This is a genomic window from Tundrisphaera macrotermitis (genome assembly GCF_051175315.1).
Classification (GTDB): Bacteria; Planctomycetota; Planctomycetia; order Isosphaerales; family Isosphaeraceae; genus Tundrisphaera.
Genome location: NZ_CP195100.1, coordinates 3,038,476 through 3,061,916, shown reverse-complemented (window position 1 = coordinate 3,061,916; position 23,441 = coordinate 3,038,476). Strand labels below are relative to the sequence as shown.

Annotated in this window: 18 protein-coding genes and 1 pseudogene; 7 read left to right on the top strand and 12 right to left on the bottom strand. The window is 69.0% G+C overall.

Translation table 11 applies throughout. The features are described 5' to 3' along the window. Positions 1 to 169 precede the first annotated feature (169 nt). Positions 170 to 1,129, top strand: coding sequence for a DUF1559 domain-containing protein (locus TA3x_RS12280; protein WP_435021588.1), 960 nt, complete (start codon positions 170 to 172; stop codon positions 1,127 to 1,129). 128 nt (positions 1,130 to 1,257) lie between these two features. Further along, positions 1,258 to 1,713 carry a hypothetical protein gene (locus TA3x_RS12275; protein ID WP_435021587.1) on the top strand — a complete coding sequence of 152 codons (456 nt, stop codon included), beginning with the start codon at positions 1,258 to 1,260 and terminating at the stop codon, positions 1,711 to 1,713. Between the two features lie 74 nt (positions 1,714 to 1,787). Here TA3x_RS12275 and TA3x_RS12270 read toward each other — a convergent pair whose 3' ends face one another. Together TA3x_RS12270 and TA3x_RS12265 are read right to left on the bottom strand one after the other, a co-directional pair. Next, positions 1,788 to 3,407 (bottom strand): hypothetical protein, encoded by a 1,620-nt coding sequence (locus tag TA3x_RS12270; protein ID WP_435021585.1) that lies wholly within the window; start codon positions 3,405 to 3,407, stop codon positions 1,788 to 1,790. Further along, the gene (locus tag TA3x_RS12265) at positions 3,407 to 4,123 is read right to left on the bottom strand and encodes a glycosyltransferase family 2 protein (RefSeq protein WP_435021583.1); all 717 of its coding nucleotides are present in this window, start codon (positions 4,121 to 4,123) and stop codon (positions 3,407 to 3,409) included. The genes TA3x_RS12270 and TA3x_RS12265 overlap by 1 nt, the downstream gene beginning before the upstream one ends. Positions 4,124 to 4,360: 237 nt before the next feature. Between TA3x_RS12265 and TA3x_RS12260 the strand changes: the two genes are divergently transcribed. From TA3x_RS12260 to TA3x_RS12250, 3 genes are all read left to right on the top strand, one after another. Next, positions 4,361 to 4,981, top strand: a complete 621-nt coding sequence (locus tag TA3x_RS12260) for a superoxide dismutase (protein WP_435021581.1) — start codon at positions 4,361 to 4,363, stop codon at positions 4,979 to 4,981. A gap of 108 nt (positions 4,982 to 5,089) precedes the next feature. Beyond that, positions 5,090 to 5,566: a hypothetical protein gene (locus TA3x_RS12255; protein WP_435021579.1), complete on the top strand. Its 477-nt coding sequence runs from the start codon at positions 5,090 to 5,092 to the stop codon at positions 5,564 to 5,566. A gap of 31 nt (positions 5,567 to 5,597) precedes the next feature. Next, the gene (locus tag TA3x_RS12250) at positions 5,598 to 6,287 is read left to right on the top strand and encodes an RluA family pseudouridine synthase (RefSeq protein WP_435021577.1); all 690 of its coding nucleotides are present in this window, start codon (positions 5,598 to 5,600) and stop codon (positions 6,285 to 6,287) included. A gap of 15 nt (positions 6,288 to 6,302) precedes the next feature. Here the strand turns inward: TA3x_RS12250 and greA are convergent, their stop codons facing one another. From greA to TA3x_RS12225, 5 genes are all read right to left on the bottom strand, one after another. Continuing rightward, complete coding sequence (gene greA / locus TA3x_RS12245) at positions 6,303 to 6,782, bottom strand: transcription elongation factor GreA (protein WP_435021575.1); 480 nt, start codon at positions 6,780 to 6,782, stop codon at positions 6,303 to 6,305. Positions 6,783 to 7,008: 226 nt separating this feature from the next. Next, positions 7,009 to 8,286 (bottom strand): ABC transporter permease, encoded by a 1,278-nt coding sequence (locus tag TA3x_RS12240; protein ID WP_435021573.1) that lies wholly within the window; start codon positions 8,284 to 8,286, stop codon positions 7,009 to 7,011. Positions 8,287 to 8,369: 83 nt separating this feature from the next. Continuing rightward, a complete protein-coding gene (locus tag TA3x_RS12235; protein WP_435022350.1) occupies positions 8,370 to 9,104 on the bottom strand; it encodes an ABC transporter ATP-binding protein in 735 nt (244 codons plus the stop codon). A gap of 53 nt (positions 9,105 to 9,157) precedes the next feature. Continuing rightward, the gene (locus TA3x_RS12230; RefSeq protein ID WP_435021571.1) at positions 9,158 to 11,035 is read right to left on the bottom strand and encodes an efflux RND transporter periplasmic adaptor subunit; all 1,878 of its coding nucleotides are present in this window, start codon (positions 11,033 to 11,035) and stop codon (positions 9,158 to 9,160) included. Then, positions 10,923 to 13,799: a hypothetical protein gene (locus TA3x_RS12225; RefSeq protein ID WP_435021569.1), complete on the bottom strand. Its 2,877-nt coding sequence runs from the start codon at positions 13,797 to 13,799 to the stop codon at positions 10,923 to 10,925. The genes TA3x_RS12230 and TA3x_RS12225 overlap by 113 nt, the downstream gene beginning before the upstream one ends. Before the next feature lie 435 nt (positions 13,800 to 14,234). Here TA3x_RS12225 and TA3x_RS12220 point away from each other — a divergent pair, with 435 nt between their 5' ends. After that, the gene (locus TA3x_RS12220) at positions 14,235 to 16,886 is read left to right on the top strand and encodes a beta strand repeat-containing protein (protein ID WP_435021567.1); all 2,652 of its coding nucleotides are present in this window, start codon (positions 14,235 to 14,237) and stop codon (positions 16,884 to 16,886) included. 77 nt (positions 16,887 to 16,963) lie between these two features. On the opposite strand, the gene TA3x_RS12215 is transcribed toward TA3x_RS12220, so the two are convergent. From TA3x_RS12215 to ffh, 5 genes and pseudogenes are all read right to left on the bottom strand, one after another. After that, positions 16,964 to 18,625, bottom strand: coding sequence for an alpha-keto acid decarboxylase family protein (locus TA3x_RS12215; protein ID WP_435021565.1), 1,662 nt, complete (start codon positions 18,623 to 18,625; stop codon positions 16,964 to 16,966). 302 nt (positions 18,626 to 18,927) lie between these two features. After that, positions 18,928 to 19,269: pseudogene (gene rplS, locus TA3x_RS12210) on the bottom strand (50S ribosomal protein L19); the annotation flags it as partial. Next, positions 19,259 to 20,053 (bottom strand): tRNA (guanosine(37)-N1)-methyltransferase TrmD, encoded by a 795-nt coding sequence (gene trmD, locus TA3x_RS12205; protein ID WP_435021563.1) that lies wholly within the window; start codon positions 20,051 to 20,053, stop codon positions 19,259 to 19,261. The gene trmD and the pseudogene rplS, both read right to left, overlap by 11 nt. Before the next feature lie 28 nt (positions 20,054 to 20,081). Then, a complete protein-coding gene (rpsP, locus tag TA3x_RS12200; RefSeq protein WP_435021561.1) occupies positions 20,082 to 20,426 on the bottom strand; it encodes a 30S ribosomal protein S16 in 345 nt (114 codons plus the stop codon). A gap of 224 nt (positions 20,427 to 20,650) precedes the next feature. Continuing rightward, entirely contained in the window at positions 20,651 to 22,141 is a 1,491-nt protein-coding gene (gene ffh, locus TA3x_RS12195; protein WP_435021559.1) for a signal recognition particle protein, read from the bottom strand. A gap of 191 nt (positions 22,142 to 22,332) precedes the next feature. On the opposite strand from ffh, the gene TA3x_RS12190 reads away from it, so the two are divergent. After that, positions 22,333 to 23,424: a hypothetical protein gene (locus TA3x_RS12190; protein ID WP_435021557.1), complete on the top strand. Its 1,092-nt coding sequence runs from the start codon at positions 22,333 to 22,335 to the stop codon at positions 23,422 to 23,424. Positions 23,425 to 23,441: the final 17 nt, after the last annotated feature.

Below are 23,441 nucleotides of genomic sequence, written 5' to 3'. Positions count from 1 at the left end.
CGCCCATGCGTCCGACGCTGATCGGACGAGCCCCCTTGGATGGGCTGATTCCAAATCCTTGATCCATGCTTGACGTGGCGATCGGCGAGATATAGTTTGGTCTCCTCGCGTCTAATAGACATCGGTTCGTGCCAGTCCTACATCCATCATCTCGGAGGGGGGTACCGTCATGCGCGCCGTCCAGCGTCGCGGATTCACACTCATTGAATTGTTGGTGGTGATCGCGATCATCGCGGTGCTCATCGCCCTGCTGCTGCCGGCCGTGCAGGCCGCGCGCGAGGCCGCCCGCCGCTCGCAGTGCACCAACAACCTCAAGCAGATCGGCCTCTCGCTCCACAACTATCTGGGGGTCAACAACACGTTCCCGCCCGGCAACCTCGCCATCAACGGGATCAACGACCCGTTCCAGACGACCTGGTCGATCGCCCTCCTGCCGTCGATGGAACAGACGGCTCTGTTCAACAGCTACAACTTCAGCAATTTCAACTACGAGCCGCAGAACAAGACCCTCCGCGAGTCGATCGTCGCCACCTACCTCTGCCCGTCCGACCTGAACACCAACACGCTGGCCATCCCGGAAAGCCGCCCGTCGGCCCAGACCGCGGACGTTTCCTATGCCCCGGGCTCGTATCGGATCGTCGCCGGCGCGTCCAATGCCCAAAGCGGGGCTTACTACTGGGACAACCCCGACCTGCCCTCGGACCTGAGCCGCAACTGGCGGGGCGTGATGCACACCGTCGGGCCGAAGCCGCAGCTGACCTGCGAGCCGATCTCCGCGATCATCGACGGGACCTCGAACACGGTCTGCGTGGCCGAGTACTGCACCAAGACCAACAATCGCCGCCGGACCTTCTGGGCCGATTCCTACACCTCGTACAACTCGTCGACCGCGAACCCGTACACCATCGCCATGATCCCGGACTACACCGCCTGCATCGCCGGCGCGACCGCCGTCCCGGATAGCAACGTCTGCAAGCGGGCCTTCGCCAGCCTCCACCCGGGCGGGATGAACGCGCTGAAGGCCGACGGTTCGGTCGTGTTCATCAAGCAGACGATCAACCTTCGCGGCGTCTGGATGCCCCTGGCCACCATCCAGGGCAGCGAGGTCATCTCGGCCGACGCGTTCTGATCGACCGGCACGGCCGCCCAGTCCGGCCCATCGACGCGGTCATTCATCAGGATGGTTCATGGACCCCGATCCATGAACCATCCTGATCTTCCCATTCTCAGATCCCGCCCAGGACGCGCCCCACCACCATGACCACTCGCCTTTGGATTCCCTCGGCCTGCCTGATCGTCGCGATGGCCGGCTGCAACCGGGATGGCAACTCCGAACTCGTCCTCGTCCCGGTCGCCGGGACGGTCACCATGGATGGCAAGCCCCTGGCCGATGCCGTCGTCCGCTTCGAGCCCGAAGGGACCGCGACCAAGGGGTTGACCGACTCCAGCGGGACCACCAACGCCGACGGGATGTACGTGCTCCAGACCCCGCTGAAGGGGGCCGGCGCGGTGGTCGGGACCCACAAGGTCACCATCCGGTCGGTGCCGCCCAACACCCAGGCCGTGGACATCACCCGCGACGACAACTATCTGCACATGCAGAACCAGCCCAAGGAGCGGGTGCCCGACAAGTACAACGACAAGACGACCCTGAAGTTCGAGGTCGATGGCAAGGGCACGTCGTCGGCCAACTTCGCCATCCAGTCCAAGTGAACCGGGCGGGCCGACCCGCCCGCCCGTCGGGCGCCCATCCTTGAAGAGATGGGCGCCGGCCGGCCGTCACGGCCTCAGCCCTCGGAGGCCCGGATCCGAGTGGATTCCATGGCGGCCCGGAGCCGGGCCTGGTCGTGGAGCGGGAAGGCATACTCGCGCGATCGGGCGATGGCGTTGTGCTTCAGCCCGGCCTTCAGGCGGTCCCTCTCGCGGAGCAATTCGGCCCGCCCCGACTCGACCCAGGGGGCCAGGGCCTCGTTGCTCCGGCGGATCGCTCGGAGCCGCTCGACCCGGTCGCGATGGGTCTCGACCGGCCCCTTGATGGCGGCCCACTTGGCCTCGACGAACGGCCGGGCCTCGGCCGGGCAGGGATCGGGCAGGTGGCGATCCGGGTTGAATTCGAGGTCGCGGAGCCGCAGGCCCAGCCGATCGAGCCGGTCCGGGGTCGCGGGGTCTTCTTCCAGGCCGAGGCGGACGGTCTGCGACAGGGTCAGGAAGGTGGGCGGCTCGATCCCGAGGAACTCGCGCGCCACCTCGTCGCCTAGCTCGTCATACTTCGCCCCGCCGATCCCGTGCACGAACAGGTCGCCCAGCAGGTAGCGGGCGAACATGGTTGTGGTCAACGCCCGGGTCCGGAACCGGATGCCCTGCGCCGGCAGGCCCTGGAGGATCTCGACGGCGCAGCAGGCGTCGCGATCGGCGGTCAGCGGGAGTTCCAGGAACGGCTGATCCTCCCCGCCGATCCGCAGCTCCATTGACTGGGCCATCGGCCGGATCATGAGCGGGCGACGCCGGGGGGAGTCGGCCCGCCAGACCCAGAACGGGGCCTCCAGCCATTCCCCCTGGCGGGCCAGCGCCGGGACCGGGTGGTTGCGGCTGCGGATCCCGTAGGTGGCCCGATAGCGGGCCAGCGCCGCGTTGTGGATGCCCCGGAACCGGGGGAGGTGGGCCAGGACGTGGCAGGCGAACCAGAGGAACGCCTCGCTCTCGCAGACCGCCCCGATCGGCACTTCCAGATTCGCCACGCCCCAATCCGCCTCCAGCTCGTGGCGGGCCAGGGCGAACCGGAGCCCGACCCGGTCGGTGGCGATGCCCGAGTCGCGTCGGCGGAGGACGCGGTCCCAGAACAGATCGATCAGCGGGTGTTCCACCAGCCCGCCCATCGTCTCGCGGACCCGGCCGCCGAACGAGTCGAAGAGCGACTCGTCGTGGGCCTTCAGGTCTTCATAGGGCGCCTCGTCGGCCCGGACGTCGAAGGCGACCGGCACGGCCCGCAGGGACGAGCCCGATCGGTGCGGGACGCGGATCGCCGGCCCCTTGGGGATGTCGTTGTCGACGATCAGGTTCAGCGCGACGCCGCCGGTCGCCGAGGCGATGCCGGCCACGGCGAAGTTCTTGACCCAGACGCCCGGGTGGAACAGCTCCGGCTGGTGCCCGGTGACGGCCATCAGTTCCGGACGCGCCGGGACGTCGGGCCAGTCCAGGCCGAAGCGGTCGTGGAAGCCCCGGGCCAGCGCGACGGCCTGGGCGCGTGCCATCGCCCGGAGGCGGAAGGCGCGGCGTCCCTGGAAGTCGTGATCCCAGGCCGACAGGCGACCGGCATTCGCCCGGAGCACCACGCCCGCCTGGTCGAGGGACGGGGCCGCCAGCAAGGCACCGTCGGCGGAGGGGGCCCGCAAGCGGTTCGGACGCATCAACGACATCCCCCGGCCACGTTCAGGCCCGAGCGGTCCAGGGCCTCGCGGAAGACGGCCAGGTAATGGTTCAGGCGGTACGTCGAGTCATCCAGGGCGCCGCCGAAGGCCCGCTTCTCGTCCAGGTAGATCAGGGGGACCGGGACCTCCAGGATCGTCATCCCGTGCTGGACCGCCTGGACCCAGACCTGGAGCGGCATGGCGTAGCCGAAGTCGGTGATGTCGAACTTGGCCAGGGCCGACGTCCGGTAGGCCTTGAAGCCGCAGAAGGCGTCGGTCAGGTTCAGCCCGAGGCATTCGTTGAGCTTCGCCGTGATCTCCACGTTGATCTTGCGCCGCTCGATCGGCGGGACCTGGCTCGGGTCGAAGACCTGGAGGTATCGGCTGCCCGAGACGATGTCGACCTTGTCGAGGTCGCGGGCGATCTCGGGGATCCGCTTCGGCTCGTGCTGGCCGTCGCAGTCGATCGTCACCAGGCCGTCGAAGCCCTGGGAGATCGTGTACTCGAAGGCGCTGGCGAGCCCGGCCCCGTAGCCGCGATTGGTGCCGTGGCGGATCACCCGGACCTTGGGGAAGGCGCGGAGCTTCTCGCTGGTCCCGTCCGTCGAGCCGTCGTCGACGACGAGGACGTCGTCGGCATACCGGAGGACCTCCTCCAGCACCGGCTCGATGTGGGCTTCTTCGTTGTAGACGGGGATCGCTGTCAGGATGCGCATGAACGGCCCCGGAGCAGGCGGACGAGCGAGGGAAAGCACGGGATGGCGGGTCGCAAATGATGGACCGGCAAAATCCAGGCCACCGCATTTTAGTTGGGGGGGAAGGGAAGTCAACGAGCCGGCGGATGGCCGCCCGGGGCCCGCCCGCCCTTTGGACGATCATGGGTCGTTGTGTTAATCTGGCGGTGACGCATCGCGGCCGACCGGCCGGGTCACCCATCCCAGGAGATCGACATCGTGGCCGAGTACACCGTCCCCCCGCTGCCGTACGACAACGCGGCCCTGGAACCCCACATCGACGCCAAGACGATGGAGATCCACCACGACAAGCACCATGCCGCCTACGTCAACAACCTGAATGCGGCCCTGAAGGACCACCCGCAGCTCCAAGGCAAGCCGATCGACGAGCTGATCGCCAACCTCGACGCGGTCCCCGAGTCGGCCCGGACGGCGGTCCGCAACAACGGCGGCGGCCACGCCAACCACTCGCTGTTCTGGACCCTGCTGAAGCCGGGCGGGGGCTCGGGCGAGCCGACCGGCGCGATCGGCGAGGCGATCGCCTCGGAGCTGGGCGGGTTCGCCGCGTTCAAGGAGGCCTTCACCAAGGCCGCCACCACCCGGTTCGGCTCGGGCTGGGCCTGGCTGATCGTGGGCAAGGATGGCAAGCTCGCCGTGACCTCCACCCCCAACCAGGACAGCCCCGTGATGGAAGGGCTCAAGCCGCTGCTGGGCCTGGACGTGTGGGAGCACGCCTATTACCTCAAGTACCAGAACCGCCGCCCGGACTACATCTCGGCGTTCTGGAACGTGATCAACTGGGACGAGGTCAACAAGCTCTACGCCGCCGCCAAGGGCTGAGCCGGGCCGCCGATCCGCGTTGACCGGGCCGGCCAGATCGCTATGATCCGGCGTCGGAGGGTCAGGTCGACCCCCGACGCCGCCCCTTCCCCGGAGAGGATCACGCCGATGGATCGGCACCGGAAAATCCTGGCCGTCACCGTCCTCGGCCTGCTCGCGCCGGCCGCGGGATGCCGGAGCATGAAGCCCGAAGTGCCGCCGGCCCGCCCCTACGCCAACGACGGTCGCCAGAGAAAGCCGATCGACTTCAGCTCGGAAGGCCACCCGGTCAACGGCGCCGCGACCGCCGTCTTCCAGCCGAGCATCACCCCGAACATGAAGCCGGGCCAGCCGGTCGGCACCGGCCGCGACGGCGGGTCGACCCCGTTCGGCGCCATGCCGGGCCCCGCCTATGGCGGGCCGGGCACGTCCGGCCTGGGCGAACCCCCCTCGCCGATGCCCGCGGCCGAGATGCCCGGCATCATGGCGCCCCCGTCCGGACCCGACCTGAGCGTCGAACCCCCGTCGGTGGGGCAGATGGCCCCCCCCTCGCTCGACGCGCCCGCCGCCATGGGGCGGCCGAGCGACCTTCCCGCCCCCCAGTGACCGGGGACGCCCCCGCCGGATCGAGGCCGTCATGCCCGCGCCCCTGGTCGTGTTGTGGGAAGACGCCCACGGTCTGGCGACCAACAAACCGGCCGGCCTGCTGACCCAGCGCGGGTCGGACCCGGCCGAGATCACCCTGGAAACCCTGGTCCGGCAGCACCTCCGCCCCGACGACCCGGCCTCCGCCTTCGTCGGGACGGTCCACCGGCTCGACCGGCCGGTCTCCGGAGTCGTCCTCTGGGCCAAGACGCCCAAGGCGGCGCGGCGATGGTCCGAGCAGTTCGCCCGCCGCGAGGCCCGCAAGGAATACTGGGCGATCGTCGAGGGGGATGCGGCCCCGTTCGGCCCGTCGGGGACCTGGGACGACTGGATCGGCCCGCCCGACCGGCAGGGCCGGGCCCCGATCCGATCCGACGAGGCGAGCGGCTTCGCCCACGCCCTGACGGCCTACGAGGTGGCCGCACGCGCGGGCGGCCCCGCGGGCACGACCCGGCTGACGCTCCGGCCGGAGACGGGACGGACCCACCAGTTGCGGGCCCAGGCCGCGTCGCGGGGCCGGCCGATCGTCGGCGACGCGACCTACGGCTCCACCCGGGCCTTCCCCGAGGGGATCGCCCTGCATGCCCGGAGCCTCACGACCCGCCACCCGATCCTCCGCGAGGAGATGACCTGGGTGGCCCCGCCGCCGGACGCGTGGTCGCGATGGGCCGGCGGGGCCTGAGGCGGGGCGGGCCGATCAGTCGATGCTGATCTGGACGATCTTCAGCTTCAGCGTCCCGCGCGGGATGGGGACCTCGACGGTGTCGCCGACCTGCTTGCCGATCAGGGCCTGGCCGATCGGGCTGGTGAGCAGGATCTTGTTCTGGTCGTAATCTTCCTCGCCGGGGCCGACCAGGATGAAGTCCTCTTCGTCCTTGAGGTCGAGGTCGAGCACGCGGACCCGGGAGCCGAACACGACGCGGTCGGTGGGCAGGGTCGACTTGTCGACGATCAACGCCAGGGCGAGCTTGCCCTGGAGGTCGTTGATGCGAGCCTGGAGCATCCCCTGGGCCTCGCGGGCGGCGTCGAACTCGGCGTTCTCCGACAGGTCGCCGAACGCCCTCGCCTCGGCGATCTGCTCGGCGATCTTCGGCATTTCCTCGTTCTTCATCGTATCGAGCTGGGCTTTGAGCTTCTCGTAGCCTTCCTTCGACATCGGGATTCGGTCTGCGGACATCCCTTGCGGCTCCCAAGATCGGACAATCTATGGCACGCGACGAGGCCGCGCGAGCGTAGTGAGGGGGGAAGTCGAGCCGGACGACCGCAGGGCCGTCCCCGGGCCGAGCATGGAAGGACCGCGGCCTCGGGGGAAGCCCGAGGCCGCGGTCGAGATTAAGCCTAGTCTTCGCCGGACCGCGACGCAACCCCGAACCGATGTCGATAGGTGTTGACGCGTCCGGTGGTCATTCGTGGCGCAGCGCCTCGATCGGGTCCATCATGGCGGCCCGCCGGGCCGGGTACAGGCCGAACAGGATGCCGATTCCCACCGAGATCCCGAAGGCCAGGAGCACCGAGCCCGGTGTGACCACGGGGTTCTGGTCGGTGGCGAAATACTTGATGAGTTGGGGGATGCCCACGCCGATGCACACGCCCAGCACGCCGCCCACGCCGGACAGCACCACCGTCTCGATCAGGAACTGCTGGGTGATGTCCTTCCGCTTGGCCCCCAGGGCGCGGCGGATGCCGATCTCGCGGGTCCTTTCGGTGACGGTGGCCAGCATGATGTTCATGATGCCGATGCCGCCGACCAGCAAGGAGATCGACGCGATCGTCCCGAGGATGATGCTGAACTGGCGGGCCGTCCGCTGGGCCTCCTGGAGCAGGTCGAGCGGGACGATCATCTCCACGTCGGACTTGGGGTGGCGGGGCTTGACCGCCGCCTCGATGATCGGCGACGACGGCTGGACCTCGGAGATGTCGTGGACCTGCAGGGTGATCTGCGAGAGCTGGGTCTCCTCGACCGACATCGACCCCGAGCGGTTGTCCATGATCCGCTCGCCGAACCGGAGCTTGCAGGTATTCAGGGGGATATAGACGTCTTGATTGAAGTCCTCGGCCGCCAGGCTGCTGCCGACGCCGGCGGTGCCGGCCCGCTCGCGGGTCACGCCGATCACCGTGTAGTAGTCGGAGCCGAGCTTGACCGCCTTGCCGATCGGGTCCTCGTAGGGGAACAGCTTCGAGGCGGTCCCGGCGGCGATCACCGCGAAGTTCTCGTACCGCTCGTTGTCCGACGGGCTGAGGAACCGGCCTCGCGCGATCTCCAGGTGGGTGAAGTCGGCGTAGTCGTGCGTCGTGCCCACCACGCGGCCGTCGAGGGCACGGTTCAAGTAGCGGACCTGCTTGCGGATCTCGCGGATCGGCAGCGCCTTCTTGATCGTGGGGACGGTCGCCAGGATCCGGTCGAAATCGTCGTACTTCAGCCCGTAGTTGAGCACCCGCACCGGACGGCCGCCGGCCGCCTGCGACTCGTCGCTGGGCTTCTTGGATTTGTAGATGATGTTGGTCGCCCCCAGCGCCATGAACCGGCGCTGGGCCTCGCGGCTCGACCCCTCGCCCACGGCCAGCATCGAGATGACCGCCGCCACGCCGAAGACGATGCCGAGGACGGTCAAGCCCGACCGGAGTTTGTGGAGGACCAGGCTTTTCATGCCCAGCTTCACGCTGCGAATGATCCGACGCATGGACGAAACCCTCCGCGGTGGTCGCGAAGTTGGGGGTGAATCGGCGGGGTCTTCGGGCGGCGGACGGGGAAATCGCCCGGCGATCAGGGGGCGGCGGTCTCGGCCATCGCGGCGAGCATCCGGGGGCTGGGGCCGTCCTGGACGATCTGGCCGTCGCGCATCCGGATGATCCGCTTGGCGTGCTCGGCGATGTCCTCCTCGTGGGTGACCATGATGATGGTCTTGCCGGCCTCGTTGAGCCGGCCGAGCATCGCCATGATCTCGTCCGAAGTGGCGCTGTCCAGGTTGCCCGTGGCCTCGTCGGCCAGGATGATGAACGGGTCGTTGATCAGCGATCGGGCGATCGCCACGCGCTGCTGCTGGCCGCCGGAGAGCTGGTTGGGCCGGTGGTCGAGGCGTTCGGCCAGGCCGACCATCCGCGCCAGCTCCTCGGTCCGGGCCTGCTGCTCGGGGGTGATCTCGCCGCTCCCCTGGTAGGTCAGGGGGAGCTGGATGTTCTCGACCACCGTGTACTGCTGGATCAGGTTGTACGACTGGAAGATGAAGCCGATGTAGCGGCTCCGGACCTCGGACAGCTCGTCGTCGTCGAGCTGGGCGACGTCGCGATCCCCCAGGAAGTATTGCCCGCTGGTGGGACGGTCCAGGCACCCGAGCAGGTTGAGCATGGTGCTCTTGCCCGAGCCCGAGGTGCCCATGATGGCGACGTATTCGCCCTGGTGGAAGTCCACCGACACGCCCTTGAGGGCGTGCACGGTGATCGTCTGGCTCGGCCCCTTGCGGCCCCCGAAGAGGCCGCCCTTGCTGGGGGCGTGTCCCATGACGTACTTCTTGCGGATGTCGACGATCTTGACGATCGGGCGTCCCGAGTTGGTCACTGGCCGGGCCCTCCGCCGCCGAATCCGCCACCGCCGCCGCCCTCACCGCCGCCGCCGCGACGGCGTCCGCCGCCCTCGCCACCGCCGCCACCACCGCCGCCCATCTGCTGCATCTGCTCGATCTGGGCGTCGGTCGCGCCGGCCTTCTTGAGGATGCTGATGCGTTCTTCCGGGCTGGCCGTGCGGAGCTTGCCGCGGTCCTCTTCGCTCATGTTCTGGAAGAGGGCGCCCATCGCTCCCATCCCGCCGCCACCGCCTCGCTTGCCCTTGGCCTTGCCCTTGGCGGAGGCGCCATCGCCGCCCTCGGCACCGGGTCCGGCCCCCTTGGCGGCGGGCGGGCCTTCGGCACCCCAGTCCTTCTTGGCGGCGTCGCGTTCGGCGACGCTGAAGGCCTCGCGGCGCTCGTCCTCGGAGAGCAGGGCCAGCGGGGTCAGGGCGACCTGGTCGCCGGAGATCAGGCCCTTCTTGATCTCGACATGCTGGTCGTTGGACACGCCCGGCGTGACCTCGACCCGCTTGTATTCCTCGCCCTTGCGGATGAAGACGTAGTCCTTGCCCTTGTATTCCAGGATCGACATCACCGGCACCGACAGGACGTCATCGAGCTCGGTGACCAGGATCTCGACCTGGGCGGTCATGCCCGGGCGGAGGTTCAGGGCCGACGCGTCGCTCTCGATGGCGATCTGGGTCGTATAGACCTTGATGTCCGAGCTGAACATGCTGTTGGGGTCGGCCATCGGAGCGACGCTGCTGACCCGGCCGCGGAGGACCTGATTGGCCGCGGCGTCCACCCGGATCAGGGCCCGGAGGCCCGGCTTGATCCGGTCGACCATCGACTCGTGGACCTTGGTGTTGACCCGCATCTTGCTGATGTCGGGGAGGCTGAAGATCTTCTGCCGCTCGCGGACCGAGGCCCCTTCCTCGATCTGGAGCTGGTTCTGGCCGCCGAACCGGTTCGGGTCGTTGGCGTAGACGACGATGCCGTCGGCGGGGGCCTTCAGGATGCAGGCGTTGATCTGCTTGATCAGCTTGGCTTCCTTGGTCTTCTCCAGCGCCCAGACCGACGCCTTGGACAGCTCGTCGGCGCGGGCCTTCTCGACCTCGCTCCGCAGCTCCTTGATCGTCTTCTCCTTGGTGTACTTGGTCAGCACCTCGTAGGCCGTCTGAGCCTTCTCCAGCTCGAACTTCGCCTTGTCCACCGAGAGCTTGTCGGCGATGTTCGAGGAGATCGAGACGTAGCCCTTCTCGAGCATCCGGGACGACCACTTGTGGCGGTCGATGGCGCGTTCCAGGTCGGATTCGGCCAGGGACTTCTCGCCCGCGTTGGTGCTGATCTCCTGCTTGTACAGCCCCTCGATGTACTCGACGACGGCGACCTCGGCCACCTCGCGGGTCAGCTTGGACTGCTCGTAGGACGCCTCCGCCTGGCTGGTGCTGATCTTCTGGGTGTTCAGCGAGTCGCGGAGGGCGGCCGAGTCCAGCTCGCAGACGATGTCGCCTTCCTTGACCTTGGTCCCCTCCGGCTTGATCGAGATGATCGTCGTGCCGCCTTCGACCTCGACGACGACGTCCTTATTATTGGCGCTCTCGATGCTACCCTTTTCTTTAACGATCACCGATAACTTGCCGGGCTTGACCGGCACGGTGATGACCTCGCGGCGGGTGGACGCGAACAGCCCGGAGAGCGGACGCTTGATCCCGGGGACGCCGATCACGGCGACGGCCCCGGCCCCGGCCACCGCCGCCGCGACTGCGGCGGCCTTAAGGGCCCCCCACCGGCGGCGCCGCGGCTTCGCCTGGCTGTACGACGGCAGGTCGGCCACCTGCGGGGGCGGCGTCGGTGCCGCTGGCTCGGTCTGCAGGGAAAAGTTCATCGAAGGCCTCCCATTCGTCGTAGGGCAAGATGCCGAGGTCGCGGTAGAGACTCAGGCGTTGCACCTGGTACTGATACCAGAGCGAGACCAGGTTGTTTTCTTGGTTCAGGACGGACTGCTGGGCGTTGACCAGGTTGATCGTCTGGGTGGCACCCTGGGTGCTGGCCGTGGTCCCCGCCGTCGGGGCGATGATCTGCTCGAAGGACTGGTCCTTCTGCCGGACGCTCAGGACCAGGTTCCGCTTGGCGATGTTGTACTGGCGATAGATCAACTCCATCTGGCGGACGTTGGCGCGGATGAGATTCTTGAGCGAGTCTTCCGAGGCCTGGAGGGTACGTCGTGCCCGCTGGTAGGTGATCAGGGACTGGCGGAAGGCGTTGCGCTCGGCGATCCGGACCAGGGGGAGCTCGGCGTTCAGCACGAGCGAGAAGTTCTTGGCCTGATCGACGAAGGCGAACGGATTGTTGGTGGTCGGGGGCGTGACGAACTGGTTGGTGACCGCGACGTTGAGGACGCCCTTGAGGGCATTGGCCGTGACGCGGATCTGTCTCCAGCTATCATAAAGCGAGGCGCGGGCGTTCATCAAGTCGAGCCGGTTCTCCAGGGCCACCCGCTCGGCGGTCAGCAGCAGGTCCTCCAGGGTCTGGTCCTCGATCTCGTTGAAGACCGTCACGAACGCCCGGCCTTCCAGGACCGGAGTCTCCAGGCTGGGGAGCCGCGAGACGATCAGGTCGAGCTGCGGCAGCTCGCGCTTCGGGCTCAGCGACCACTCGTCGATCTCGTTGAAGACCTTGCGGAACCCCTCGGTCCGCTGGCGGCTGACCACCAGGGGGACGTCGGGCGGCATGCCGAGCACGAGCTTGTACGTATCGATGTCGTTACGATACTGCACCTGGGCCTGGAAGAGATTGCTCCGGGCGGTCTGGAGGCTCTGGTCGATCTGGTCGACCTGGAGCTGCGTCAGGCCCGAGCTCTCCCCCTTCACCAGCTCCCGGTAGACGCCGATGATCCGCTCGAACACCGAGACGTTCTTGACGTTGTTCTCGACGACCTGGAGGTCGCGGACCAGGTTGAGGAACCCATTGGCGGTCGGGTCGATCTGGCCGGACGTGCCGATCGGGCCGAACGTATTCTGGCCGCCGCCGACCAGGGTGTTGACGACGAACTCCTGGCGATACCGGGCGAAGTTCCGGACGGCGTAGACCAGGGTGCGCTCGGCCTGCGTGAGCGCCTCCAGGGTCACGGCCCGCCCGCCGCCGCGGAGGAACGGCTGGACGAACTGGATCGGCAGGAACGACCGGACGGTGGGCTGGCTCGGGTTCCGGCCGACGAAGTTGAACACGACCGAGCTGGCGAACGAGGCCAGGATCCGGCCGCCCGCGTCGAACGACTTGCCGATGCCCGCGACCGTCCCGAGGTTCAGGGTCGACTGCTGGGCCCCCGTCTCCCGGGTGCTATAGAGGAAGCTGTTGACCGGGCTGACGGACGGGCCGAGGTTCGCCCCGCCGGAGGACGGGCTCAGGAAGCTGTTGACCGGCGACAGGCCGGCGATGAACTGGGGCTGGAAGGCGAACCGCTGCAGGGTGACCGGCAGGGCGCTGATGTAGAGGTTTTCCAGCTGGGTCTGGTAGGTCCGGCTGTTGACCAGGGCCAGTTCGAAGGCCTTCTCCATCGTCAGGATCGAGGGGCGGCTGTTGGACGGGAGGCCGCCGGCGATGGCCTCGTCCAGCGGGACGTTCTCGGGGACGAACAGGCCGGACAGGGTGGAGATGGCCGTCTCGTTGTCGGCGATCTCCGGGTTGGTCTGGTCGGGCCGGACGTCGAGCGGGCTGGACAGGTTCGGGTCGGTCGGGTTCGGGTCGTTGGGCGTCCGCGGCGTCCGGAGCGGGTCGCCCGGAGCGGTCTGGTCGGCCTCAGGAGTCGTGGGTCCCGTAGGGATCGGCATGGGCTGGGGCATATCCTGCATGGCGACGCGACGGACGCCGGCATCCTTCGCACTCCCCGGGGCGGAAACCCGGGAGGGTGCCGCCGCCGCGGCCGGCTTGGGTGCGGCGGACGCGGCGGGCGATGAAGGCCTGGGCGACATAGGTATGGGCGACATCGCGACGGCGTTCGTCCCGGAATTCGCCCGGGATGCGCCCGGGCCGGGCGGGATGATCGGCGGCCGGGTCGGGATCGACAGGTCGGCGTCGGTCGGGTTCGGGTCGTTGGGCGTCCGCGGCGTCCGGAGCGGGTCGCCGGGGGCCGTCGGGGCCGTGATCGACGACGGGCCGGGCGGCGGCACGATCGAGCCCGGGGCCGGGATGAATGGGGAGGTCGACCCCGGGGGCGGCCCGGGCAGGTCGGTCCCGCTCAGGGGGAGCGTGGCGGGCCGGGGGGGCGGCGGCTCGTAGCGCTCGGCGTCCTTCTCCAGGAGCGCCAGGTAGCCGGTCCCCTCCACGGGGGTGATCAGGCGGTGGTCGGGCCACTGGGGGACCGGGGCCATCGCCTGGGTGGCGAAGTCGTCGGGCGGCGCGGGGGGCCGCTCCGGGTCGTAGGGGTCGGCGAACCGGGACATGCCGGGCGGCTCGACCGAGAACAGGTCCATGCGGAAGCGCGGGTCGCGGCTCTTCTCGTAGACCGCCTCGGAGACGTCCTGGTTGGCCCATTCGCGGTAGAACTCGCGGCCGCACCCCGGCTGCGAGACGACGGCCAGCAGCGTGATCCCGACCAGGCGGAGGAGATGTGGACGCGCCGATGGCGCCCCGACGGCTGGACTTCTCATGGGCTTATGACCTCGGACATCCCCGCAGCCTGGCCGTTTCGGACGCCTGGCCGGCGGGGTCGGTGATACGGAGGGTCGCGACGCGGTGGCTTCCGTCCCGGCCAGGTCCCGGGAGGGGCGAGGCACAGAGGGAGTGGGGACGGCGCCTCTCAATTCGATATGGGGGGTATCGGTCGCTCCGGTCGGATCGATTGAGACGAAATGGCCGGTTGTGCCCGCGGGCCCCTCTCCTTTCCCGGTGCCTTTGGTTGCAGGCCGGGCCGCCGACGGGCCGAACAAAGTGAGCAGGAACGGAATTCCTATTGACGGCCGCGGAGTCGCGCCGGTCAGCCAGGGGGATGAAGGGCACAGGAGGCCCGGTCCCCGGGAGATTCCGGCCGGAAAGGCCCCCGGCCCGCCCGGTTGCGACCAAGAGCTTGGAGGAGGGAGTCTCCGATGATGCATTCAGGCAAGCGTGGGCCCGGTTCGCCGTCTTCCCGACGACGCATCTCGTTCCGCCCGAGCAACGAACGGCTTGAAGACCGCAAGCTGATGGCGGTGGTGGACCTCGCCAACATCGCGCAGTCCCAGGCTTCCAATTCCAACCTCTCGATCGGCGTCCAGGAGATCGGGGCCGCCTCCGGCGACGGGGCCGGCTTCACGGTCGCCAACGTGGGCGACGTCACGGGCTCGGGCTACGACAGCTTCCTGGTCTCCTCGCCGACGATCACGGCCCCGACCGGGACCGGCACGGGGATCGGCACCGGCCAGGGCAAGGTCTACCTGATCTTCGGGTCGAAGACGGTCAATAGCGGCACCGTCACGAACTTCCTGAACCTCACGCCCAACGAGCGGGTGGGCGACCTCCTCAGCCTGGGCACGACCGGCCAGGTCAATCCCCTGATCGTCACCCCCACCGACGGCTCGCCCGTCGGCTTCAACTTCGACGGGATCACCTTCACGACGTCCAGCACCAACAGCCAGCTGGGCGCGTCGGTCGCCGGCGTGGGCGACCTCGACGGCGACGGCCTGAACGACTTCGCCCTGGGCGCCCCGAACCAGGGGACCGGCGGCACGGCCTACGTCGTCTTCGGCAGCCCGAACCTCGCCAATTCGAGCGGGGCGAACGTCAACCTCGACGTCGGCACGGCCCCGACGCGGGTGGCCAGCTTCACCTCTCCCAACGCGGGAGATCAGGTCGGCGCCTCGGTGGCCGGCATCGGGAAGTTCATCACCAAGGGGACCACCGTCAACGACCTCGCCATCGGCGCCCCGGGCACCAACGGCAACGCCGGGACGGTCTACACCCTCTCCGGCGCCTCGGTCGCCGGCGCGGGGCTGGGCGTCAACCTGACCACCTTCGCGACCACCAGCGGCGTGATCTTCACCGGCCAGGCCAACGATCGCGCCGGTGCCGCCCTGTCCACCGCCGGGAACTTCGGCGACTACGACGGGACTTCCACCGCCAACATCCAGGCCATCAACGGCCTCCTGATCGGAGCCCCCGGCCCGGCCACCCCCGGCGCCTTCACGTCGGGCCGCTCCTACCTGATCTACGGCAACCAGACGCTCGAAGGGACGGCCGCCGCGACAATCGCCCCCGGCGGCGGCACCTACGCCCTGTCGACCGTCGGCGTGGCCACGCCCACCACGGCGATCCCCTTCCCGGTCAAGGGCCTGATCCTCAACGGGATCTCCGCCAACCGGCTCGGCTTCGCGGTGAACTCGGCGGGCGACTTCAACAACGACGGCTTCGACGACGTGCTCATCGGGGCGCCGGGCGCGGCCAACTCGGGCTTCGCGGCGGTCGTCTACGGCCGGTCCAGCCTGACCCGCATCAACGGCACGTTCCAGATCGACCCGTTCGCCGGCGGCCCGCTGTCGACCCAGTACTTCACCGCGGCGACCCCCGGCGACCTGACCGGCTACTCCCTCGCCCCGATCGCGCTGTACAACGGCGAACAGGCCGGGTTCCTGAAGGGGATCGCCGTCGGGGCCCCGGGCACCGCCGGCGGCCTGGGTGCGGTCTACGTGATCCCGTCCATCTTCGCGGCCCCCGGGGCGTCCACGAGCATCTCGATCGTCCAGGCCCAGACCCTGACGGCCACCAACTCGGCCGGCGGAGCCCCCGCCGCGCTGGGCACCTCGGTGTCGACCCGCCCGCTGTTCGCGGCGAACCGGTTCTACACCGTGGACCAGGACCCCCTGGATGACCTGATCGTCGGGGCGCCGGGCTACAACCCGAGCGTGATCGGCAACGCCGCCGGCACCGTGACGACCCGGCCCCTGGCCGGGACCGCATTCGCCGTGTCCGGGCTGAAGCTCCTCGACCGGATCAACCCGGCGATCGGCATCAACAGCCTGACGCCGAATTACGCGTTCAACCCGAGCACCACGACGTCCATCACGATCTTCGTGGCCAGCACCCCGGCCACCCCCACCCAGCCGGCCCTCGCGCCTTTCACCCAGCTCGACCCCGCCTCGATCGTCATCAACGGGGTGGCCTTCCCCGGCGTGACCCTGACCAGCGTGCCCGACGTCAACGGCGATGGGGTGCCCGAGGCCTCGTTCACCATCTCGACCTCGGGCCTCGACACGACCGGCACCACCCTGCCAGTCCTGTTCTCGGCCGACACCACCAACGGCCTGCCGATCGTGGGCAGCACCATCGCCTCCCTCACCGGCAACACCCCGCCCAACCCGACCCCTGGCGGCGGCTCGGTGGGCTTCTTCAATCCGTTCGTCTCCGCCTACATCCCGAGCACCTTCAGCGGGTCCTACGGCGGCGAGTTGGTCCCGGGCGTCGAGACCCTGGAGCACCTCAACTCCTACAAGCCGTTGCCGGTGTCGGTGGCCTACGAGCAGTTCCTGCCCGCCCCCGGCTTCCGGGCCCGGCAGCAGATCTTCGCCAAGGGCGGAAAGACCAAGGCCAGGCTCCACCAGGCCCCGGCCGGCACCACCGTCAACGACAAGTACCTGGGCGTCAACACCGTCTCGAACAAGATCCGCACCCGGGGCCAGTTCAAGAAGGGGCAGTCGATCCAGTTCACCCACAAGGTGAAGGTGATCCCCCGCAACCGCCAGAAAGACATCTACACGTCGTTCTGACGCCCGCCCCCGGCCATCGTCGCGACTTCGGGCCGTCCCTCGCCTCATGGCGGGGGGCGGCCCGATCGCATTGCGACTCAGACCAACTTCGAGAGCCGGGACGCCAGCCGATCCAGGGCCGGGCTGCGGTCCATCGGGTCGAGGTGGACGTTCAGGATCGTGAAGGATCCGGCATTGGCAATGGCCCGGTCCAGGGCTTGATCCAGTTCCCCTTCGGTGCGGACGTCCAGCCCCAGTCCGACGCCGAGCAGGTCGGGGATCTTGTGGAACGCCCAGTCGTGGATGTCGTTGAACGAGCCCTCCAGCAGGAACCGCTCGGTCGTGTAACCCTTGTTGTTCAGGACGATGACGATCGGGTTGAGCCCGTGGCGGGCGACCGTGGAAAGCTCCAGCCCGGTCATCTGGAACGCCCCGTCGCCCACGATCACCAGGGGCCGGAGGTCGCGGTTGGCGATCCCCACCCCCACGGCGGCCGGCACCGCGAATCCCATCGACGTGTAATAGGCCGGGCTGATGAACTCGGTGCGGCGGGCGATGTGGAGGTCGGCCGCGCCGAACAACGACGTGCCGATGTCGGCGATCACCGCCATCCGGTCGTCGAGCATCCGGTCGATCCGGGCGAACAGCCGATCCGACGTGACCGGGGCGTCGGGCACCGCCACCCAGGGGCCGGGCTCGATGGGGACCCGGGGCGGCACCAGCGGGCGGGCCAACTTCAGTTGCCGCTCGTGGAGCCCCCGGACGAAGTCCTCCAGCCGGACGTCGCGATAGTGGTGGTAGCGGATCCGAAGGTCTTCGCTGGTCGCGTCGATGCACCGCGACGGGTCGAGCTTCGCCGTGAACATCCCCAGGTTGAAGTCGGTGAGGAAGCAGCCGAGCATCAGCAGGCAGTCCGCCCCCTCGACGCATTCGGCGACCTCGGCCCGGCCCATCGCCCCCTCGTACACCCCGACGAACAGCGGGTGGGACTCGCTGATCACGCTCTTGCCCAGGATCGTCGTGGCGATCGGCAGCCCCGCCCCTTCTGCCAGGGCGAGCATGTCATCCTGGAGCCCGAATCGATGGATCTCCACGTCCGCCAGGATCATCGGTCGTTTGGCGGCGGTCAGTAATGCCCCCGCCTCGTCGAGCGCCTCGCGGAGGGCATCCGGGTCGCTGGGAGGCGGCTCGACCGGCGGTCGGGGCGGCGTGCCCGGACGGACCAGCACCATGTCGCGGGGGATCTCCAGGTAGACCGGCCGCTTGTATCGGACCGCCGCGGCGAGCACGCGGTCGATCTCCGCGAAGGCCCGCGAGGGGTCGTCGATCACCGCCGCGGCGATCGTGATCTTCTCGAACACCTCGAACTGGGTCGAGAAGTCGCGGACCTTGTGGTGCAGCAGGGGGTTATGGGCCCGCTCCGCCAGGCCCGGCGACCCGGTCAGGACCACCACCGGGGACTTCTCGGCAAACGCCCCGGCCACGCTGTTGCAGGCGCTCAGGCCGCCCACGCAGTAGGTCACGCACAGGCAGCCCAGGCCCCGGACCCGGGCATAGGCGTCTGCGGCGAACCCGGCGGAGTCCTCGCGGGTCATGCCCACCAGGCCGATCGGGCTTTCTTCCAGGAGCTTGTAGAGGGTGAGGATGTAGTCCCCGGGGATCCCGAAGACATGACCCAGCCCCATCGCATGGAGGCGGTCGATCAGGTACTGGCCGATGGTCGGGCCGTCGGCGTTCGGTTCGGCGGGCGCGGCGAGCATGGGCGTCTCCTCCTCGGGGTCGGCCTCCTATCCTACGACGCCGCCTCGCCCGAGGGGAACCTCCGGGCGAGGCGGCGTGGGAGAGTCGGCGATCCGAGAGGCGGAGGGCCTCAGCTTTCCTTGGACTCGTCGCCCGAGCCGGTGACGGTCTCGACCGCAGAGGAGACGGCCGAGCCGGCGGCCGCGGCGGCCTTGCTGGCGGCGGCGGCCACGGCACGCGCCGCCTTCTTGGCGGCGCGGACGGCCCGGCGTTCGGCCTTGGCGGCCGCGGCCTCGGCCGGCGAGGCGGAGGCGGTCGGGAAACGCTCCTTGAGGCGGACGGCCTTGCCGGTCCGCTCGCGGAGGAAGTAGAGCTTGGCGCGGCGGACCTTGCCCGACCGCTTCACGACGATGTCGGCGATCCGCGGCGAGTGGATCGGGAACTTGCGCTCCACGCCCTCGCCCTGCACGATCCGGCGGACCACGAACATCTCGCGGGTCTTGGTGCCCGAGCGGGCGATGACCACGCCGTTGAAGATCTGGATCCGTTCCTTCTCGCCTTCCAGGATCCGGACGTGGACGTCGACCGTATCGCCGATCTCGAATTTCGGCAGATTCGCCTTCATGCTCGACTGTTCGACGAGCTCCATGAATTTATTCTGCATGGCTCACGACTTCCTTTCTGCCGCCCGGCTCGGGCGGTCCCGGCTCTCCGGGCGGTTCGAGTCTGGTGTCTTGAGGAGGATGGAGGAGGTCGCGTCGCCTCTCGGCGGTCCGCCCGCGTGCCTGGTCCCGGCGCCAGCGTTCGATCGCCGCGTGGTCGCCGTTCAGGAGGATCTCGGGGACGGCCCGGTCGCGATAGGTCCGCGGCCGCGTGTAGTGGGGATATTCCAGCCCGCCGTCGGGGCCGAACGACTCGTCGACCGCGCTCTCGGCGTCGCCGAGGACCCCGGGGATCAGCCGCATCACGGCGTCGATGACGACCATGGCCGCGACCTCGCCCCCGGACAGCACGTAGTCGCCGATCGAGATCAGCTCGGGCTCGAGGATCTCGAAGATCCGCTCGTCGAACCCTTCATAGCGTCCGCACAGCAGGACCAGCCGGGGCTCGCGCGCCAGGGTCCGCACCGTTTCCTGGGTCAGGGTCCGGCCTTGCGGGGTCATGGCGATCAATCGCCCGGGCCCACCGGCATCGGCCATCGCCCGGAGAGCCTCGACCGCCGCGACCATGGGGGGGGCCATCAGGACCATGCCGGGACCGCCGCCGAAGGGGCGATCATCGACCTGCCTGTGCTTCCCCTCGGCCCAGTCGCGCAGGTCCCAGAGCCGGACGTCCACCAATCCCTTGGCGATGGCGCGCTTGAGGATGCTCTCGCCCAGGAACCCTTGGAAAAGGTCCGGGAAGAGGGTCAGCACGTCCACGCGGAGCAAGGGCGTCGGGGGCGACATCGTCTCGGGTCTCGGCGGCCCGGGGGCCTCAGGAGGTCGGCGGGGTCGTCGGGGCGGCGGCCGGGGCCGTCTCGGCGGCGGGGGCGGGCGCCGGCTCGGCGACCTGCCACGGCTCGCCGGGGGCGGGCTTCTCGATCTTGTGGGCGCGGAGCAGGGCCGCGACCTTCTCGCTGGGCTGGGCGCCCACGGACAGCCAGTAGCGGACCCGGCTCACGTCCAGGACCGTGCGGGCTTCCTTGTTGCGGACCATCGGGTCGTAGTGGCCCAGCTCCTCGATGGCGCGTCCATCGCGGCCGGTGCGCGAGTCCATGGCGCAGATCCGGTAGAACGGGCGGTGACGGCGGCCGAACGACTTCATGCGAATGCGGACCACGGCAAACCTCTTCGGGGAAAGGGACGGCTCGGACGCATGGCGAGTCCATCGGGGACGCCCCTCGCGGGGACGAGGCCGGTCCCGAGCCCACGGCGGCCTCGCGCCTCCGGCCGGGCATCACGCCCGGCGTTCGGCATCACCCTATCGATCGACAGCACGGGAATGCCGGCCCGGGACGGTTCGTCGTCCGGGGCCGGGCGGTGCACGGTGGGGGGGAGTTCAGGTCACGCCGGGGGCCCGCCCTTGTCGCGCATCTCGCGACGCTTGCGGCGCTCTTCCTTCTCCCGCTCTTTCCTGGCCTTCTCTTTTTCCTTCGGGCTGAGCCGTTTGCCGGTGCTCCCCTTCAGGGCGTTCAGCGTCGCCCCGGGGTTGAAGGCACCCGCGCGGCCCAGGCCGGACAGGGCGCGGACCTTGTCGAGCATGGTCATCGAGGCCATCTGCTTGACGACCGAGGCCATCGCGTCGAACTGCTTGACCAGCCCGGACACGTCCGACGGGTCGACCCCGGCGCCGGCGGCGATCCGCCTCCGACGCGAGATGTCGATCATGTGCGGATCGCGGCGCTCGGCCTTGGTCATCGAGTCGATGATGCCCTGGATCCGCTGGACCTCGCCGTCGGCGTCGATCCCCTCCAGGCCCGCCGACATCTGGTTCATGCCGGGGATCATCTTCATGAGGTCCTTGACCGACCCCATCGACTTCATCTGGATGATCTGCTTGCGGAAGTCGTCGAGGTCGAACTTGCCCTTGGCCAGCTTCTCCTGCTGGCGCTTGGCCTCCTCCTCGTCGACCGCCGTCTGCGCCGCCTCGACCAGGCCGACGATGTCGCCCATGCCGAGGATCTGGCCGACGATCCGCCGGGGGTCGAACGGCTGGAGCTTGTCCAGCTTCTCCCCCATCCCGACGAACTTGATCGGCACCCCGGTGACCTGCTTGACCGACAGCGCGGCACCGCCGCGGGCGTCGCCGTCGAGCTTGGTCAGGATCACGCCGTCGAGTTCCAGGGCGTCGTTGAACGCCCCGGCCGAGGCCACGGCATCCTGGCCGGTCAGGGCATCGCAGACGAAGTAGACCTGGTGCGGCTTGACCTTCTTCTCGATCTGCTTCAGCTCGGACATCAACGCGTCGTCGATGTGGAGCCGGCCGGCGGTATCGAGGATGATCGTGTCGCGGCCCTGGCGGTTGGCCTCGGCCACGGCGTCCTGGCAGACCTTGACCGGGCTCACCCCGGCCTGGCTGAAGACCGGCAGCCCGAGCTGCTCGCCGATCACCCGCAGCTGCTCGACGGCCGCCGGCCTCTGGAGGTCGGCCCCGACCAAAAGCGGCTTGCGCCCCTGCCCCAGCAGCAGCTTGCCCAGCTTGCCGACGGTGGTCGTCTTGCCGGCCCCCTGGAGTCCGCAGAGCATCAGGATCGTCGGGCCGGACTTCTCGAACTTGATCGCCGGATCGCCCGGGCCCATCAGTTCGATCAGCTCGTCGTGGACGATCTTGACGACCTGCTGCTCGGGCCGGACCGTCTTGATCAACTGGGCCCCGACGGCCTTGGCGTTGACCCGGTCCATGAACTCCGTGACGACGTCGTAATTGACGTCCGCCTCCAGCAAGGCCGATCGGACCTCGCGGAGCCCCTCGGAGATGTTCGCCTCGGTCAACAGCCCGCGCGTGCGGAAGCGGCCGAACGCCGTCCCGAGCCGTTTCTGAAGGTCGTCAAACATGGCAAGTCGCGTCCCGATCCATCCCGCCCGGCCGAAGAATCGACCATTGTAGGGACTTCCCCCCCGACCCACAACCGCAAACGCTCGCCCGGATCCCGGATTCGAATCCGCCCTGCCACCCGACAGCATCCCGGGCCGGGCCGTGATAACCTGATCGCGAAACCTCCACCCCGGCCCGCGGAGCCCGATCGATGACCCGTCGCATGGTCGTGTTGTTCTCCATCGCCCTCCTCGCCCGGTCGGCCCTCGCGAATGAAAGGATGCGTACCTTCGACGGCAAGCATCCGATCGACGACATCGAGGTGACCTTCGTCTATTTCGTGCCCGAGGATCGCGAGCCCCTGGCCGACTGGCACGACCGGCTCGGCTACTTCGCGAAGCGGATCGAGGCGTTCCATCGCCGGGAACTCGACGGCCAGTCCAACCTCAAGGTCATCGTCCGGCCCGAGCCGTTCCGCTCCGCGAAGACGGCCGAGGAGGTCCGGGGCAACGACCCGAACGCGACGTTCTACAACACCGTGAACGAGACCCGGAAGGCGCTGAAGTGGCCGGGCGAGTCCCGGAAAGCCTTCCCGATCCTGCTGGTCCTGAGCGAGATCAACTGGCGGGAACTCGACGACTTCCGCCGCACCCGGGTGGTCGACGGCAAGGAGGTGCACGAGGGGAACATCGGCCGGGGGGGACGGCACTTCCCCGGGGCCGAGTCGGGCGGGGCGCGGGCGACCTACTGGTCCCGGGAAGGGTTCGGGCTCGGGCTGGTCAGCGCCGACGGCTGGCGGGTGCCCTATTCCGGGTCCGATTGCGTGGTCTATCACGAAGGGGTCGGCCACACGATCGGCCTGCCCCACCCGGAGCCGGTCGACGGCTCGGTCATGGGCGTGGCCCAATATCAAGGATGGATCAACGAGACCTTCCTGAACGTCGACCAGAAGAAGAAGTTGAACTGGTTGCCGCCCCAGGAGCGGCGCAACGACGCCTCCGAAGCCCTCTTCACCGCGTTCACGGCCCTCCAGGACCCGACCGTGCCGAAGGCCGGCGAGCCGGTCGCGCTCCGGGTCCGGTGGCCGGCCGGCGCGAAGGTCAAGTCGCTCCGGATCCGCTACCAGACCGAGCTGGCCGGCCCCTGGATCGAAGGGAAGGCCGAGATCGGGACGGCCGGCGAGCCGCCCGCGCGCGTGCCCCTCGCGACGTTCGAGCGGGCGACGCCGGTCAGCTATCGCGTCGACGCGGCCCTCGAAGGGGGCGAGGCGGTCGAGATCTGGGGCTACTTCCAGGTCAAATGAGGGCGCAGGCCGGCCGG

What these genes read in the sequence shown, in the direction of transcription:
- TA3x_RS12280 (WP_435021588.1), top strand. Translation starts at nt 170, where the DNA reads ATGCGCGCCGTCCAGCGTCGCGGATTCACACTCATTGAATTGTTGGTG.
- ffh (WP_435021559.1), bottom strand. Translation starts at nt 22,141, where the DNA reads ATGTTTGACGACCTTCAGAAACGGCTCGGGACGGCGTTCGGCCGCTTC.
- TA3x_RS12235 (WP_435022350.1), bottom strand. Translation starts at nt 9,104, where the DNA reads ATGGGACACGCCCCCAGCAAGGGCGGCCTCTTCGGGGGCCGCAAGGGG.
- TA3x_RS12240 (WP_435021573.1), bottom strand. Translation starts at nt 8,286, where the DNA reads ATGCGTCGGATCATTCGCAGCGTGAAGCTGGGCATGAAAAGCCTGGTC.
- TA3x_RS12275 (WP_435021587.1), top strand. Translation starts at nt 1,258, where the DNA reads ATGACCACTCGCCTTTGGATTCCCTCGGCCTGCCTGATCGTCGCGATG.
- TA3x_RS12270 (WP_435021585.1), bottom strand. Translation starts at nt 3,407, where the DNA reads ATGCGTCCGAACCGCTTGCGGGCCCCCTCCGCCGACGGTGCCTTGCTG.
- TA3x_RS12190 (WP_435021557.1), top strand. Translation starts at nt 22,333, where the DNA reads ATGACCCGTCGCATGGTCGTGTTGTTCTCCATCGCCCTCCTCGCCCGG.
- TA3x_RS12225 (WP_435021569.1), bottom strand. Translation starts at nt 13,799, where the DNA reads ATGAGAAGTCCAGCCGTCGGGGCGCCATCGGCGCGTCCACATCTCCTC.
- TA3x_RS12255 (WP_435021579.1), top strand. Translation starts at nt 5,090, where the DNA reads ATGGATCGGCACCGGAAAATCCTGGCCGTCACCGTCCTCGGCCTGCTC.
- TA3x_RS12250 (WP_435021577.1), top strand. Translation starts at nt 5,598, where the DNA reads ATGCCCGCGCCCCTGGTCGTGTTGTGGGAAGACGCCCACGGTCTGGCG.
- TA3x_RS12220 (WP_435021567.1), top strand. Translation starts at nt 14,235, where the DNA reads ATGATGCATTCAGGCAAGCGTGGGCCCGGTTCGCCGTCTTCCCGACGA.
- greA (WP_435021575.1), bottom strand. Translation starts at nt 6,782, where the DNA reads ATGTCCGCAGACCGAATCCCGATGTCGAAGGAAGGCTACGAGAAGCTC.
- TA3x_RS12265 (WP_435021583.1), bottom strand. Translation starts at nt 4,123, where the DNA reads ATGCGCATCCTGACAGCGATCCCCGTCTACAACGAAGAAGCCCACATC.
- trmD (WP_435021563.1), bottom strand. Translation starts at nt 20,053, where the DNA reads ATGTCGCCCCCGACGCCCTTGCTCCGCGTGGACGTGCTGACCCTCTTC.
- TA3x_RS12230 (WP_435021571.1), bottom strand. Translation starts at nt 11,035, where the DNA reads ATGAACTTTTCCCTGCAGACCGAGCCAGCGGCACCGACGCCGCCCCCG.
- TA3x_RS12215 (WP_435021565.1), bottom strand. Translation starts at nt 18,625, where the DNA reads ATGCTCGCCGCGCCCGCCGAACCGAACGCCGACGGCCCGACCATCGGC.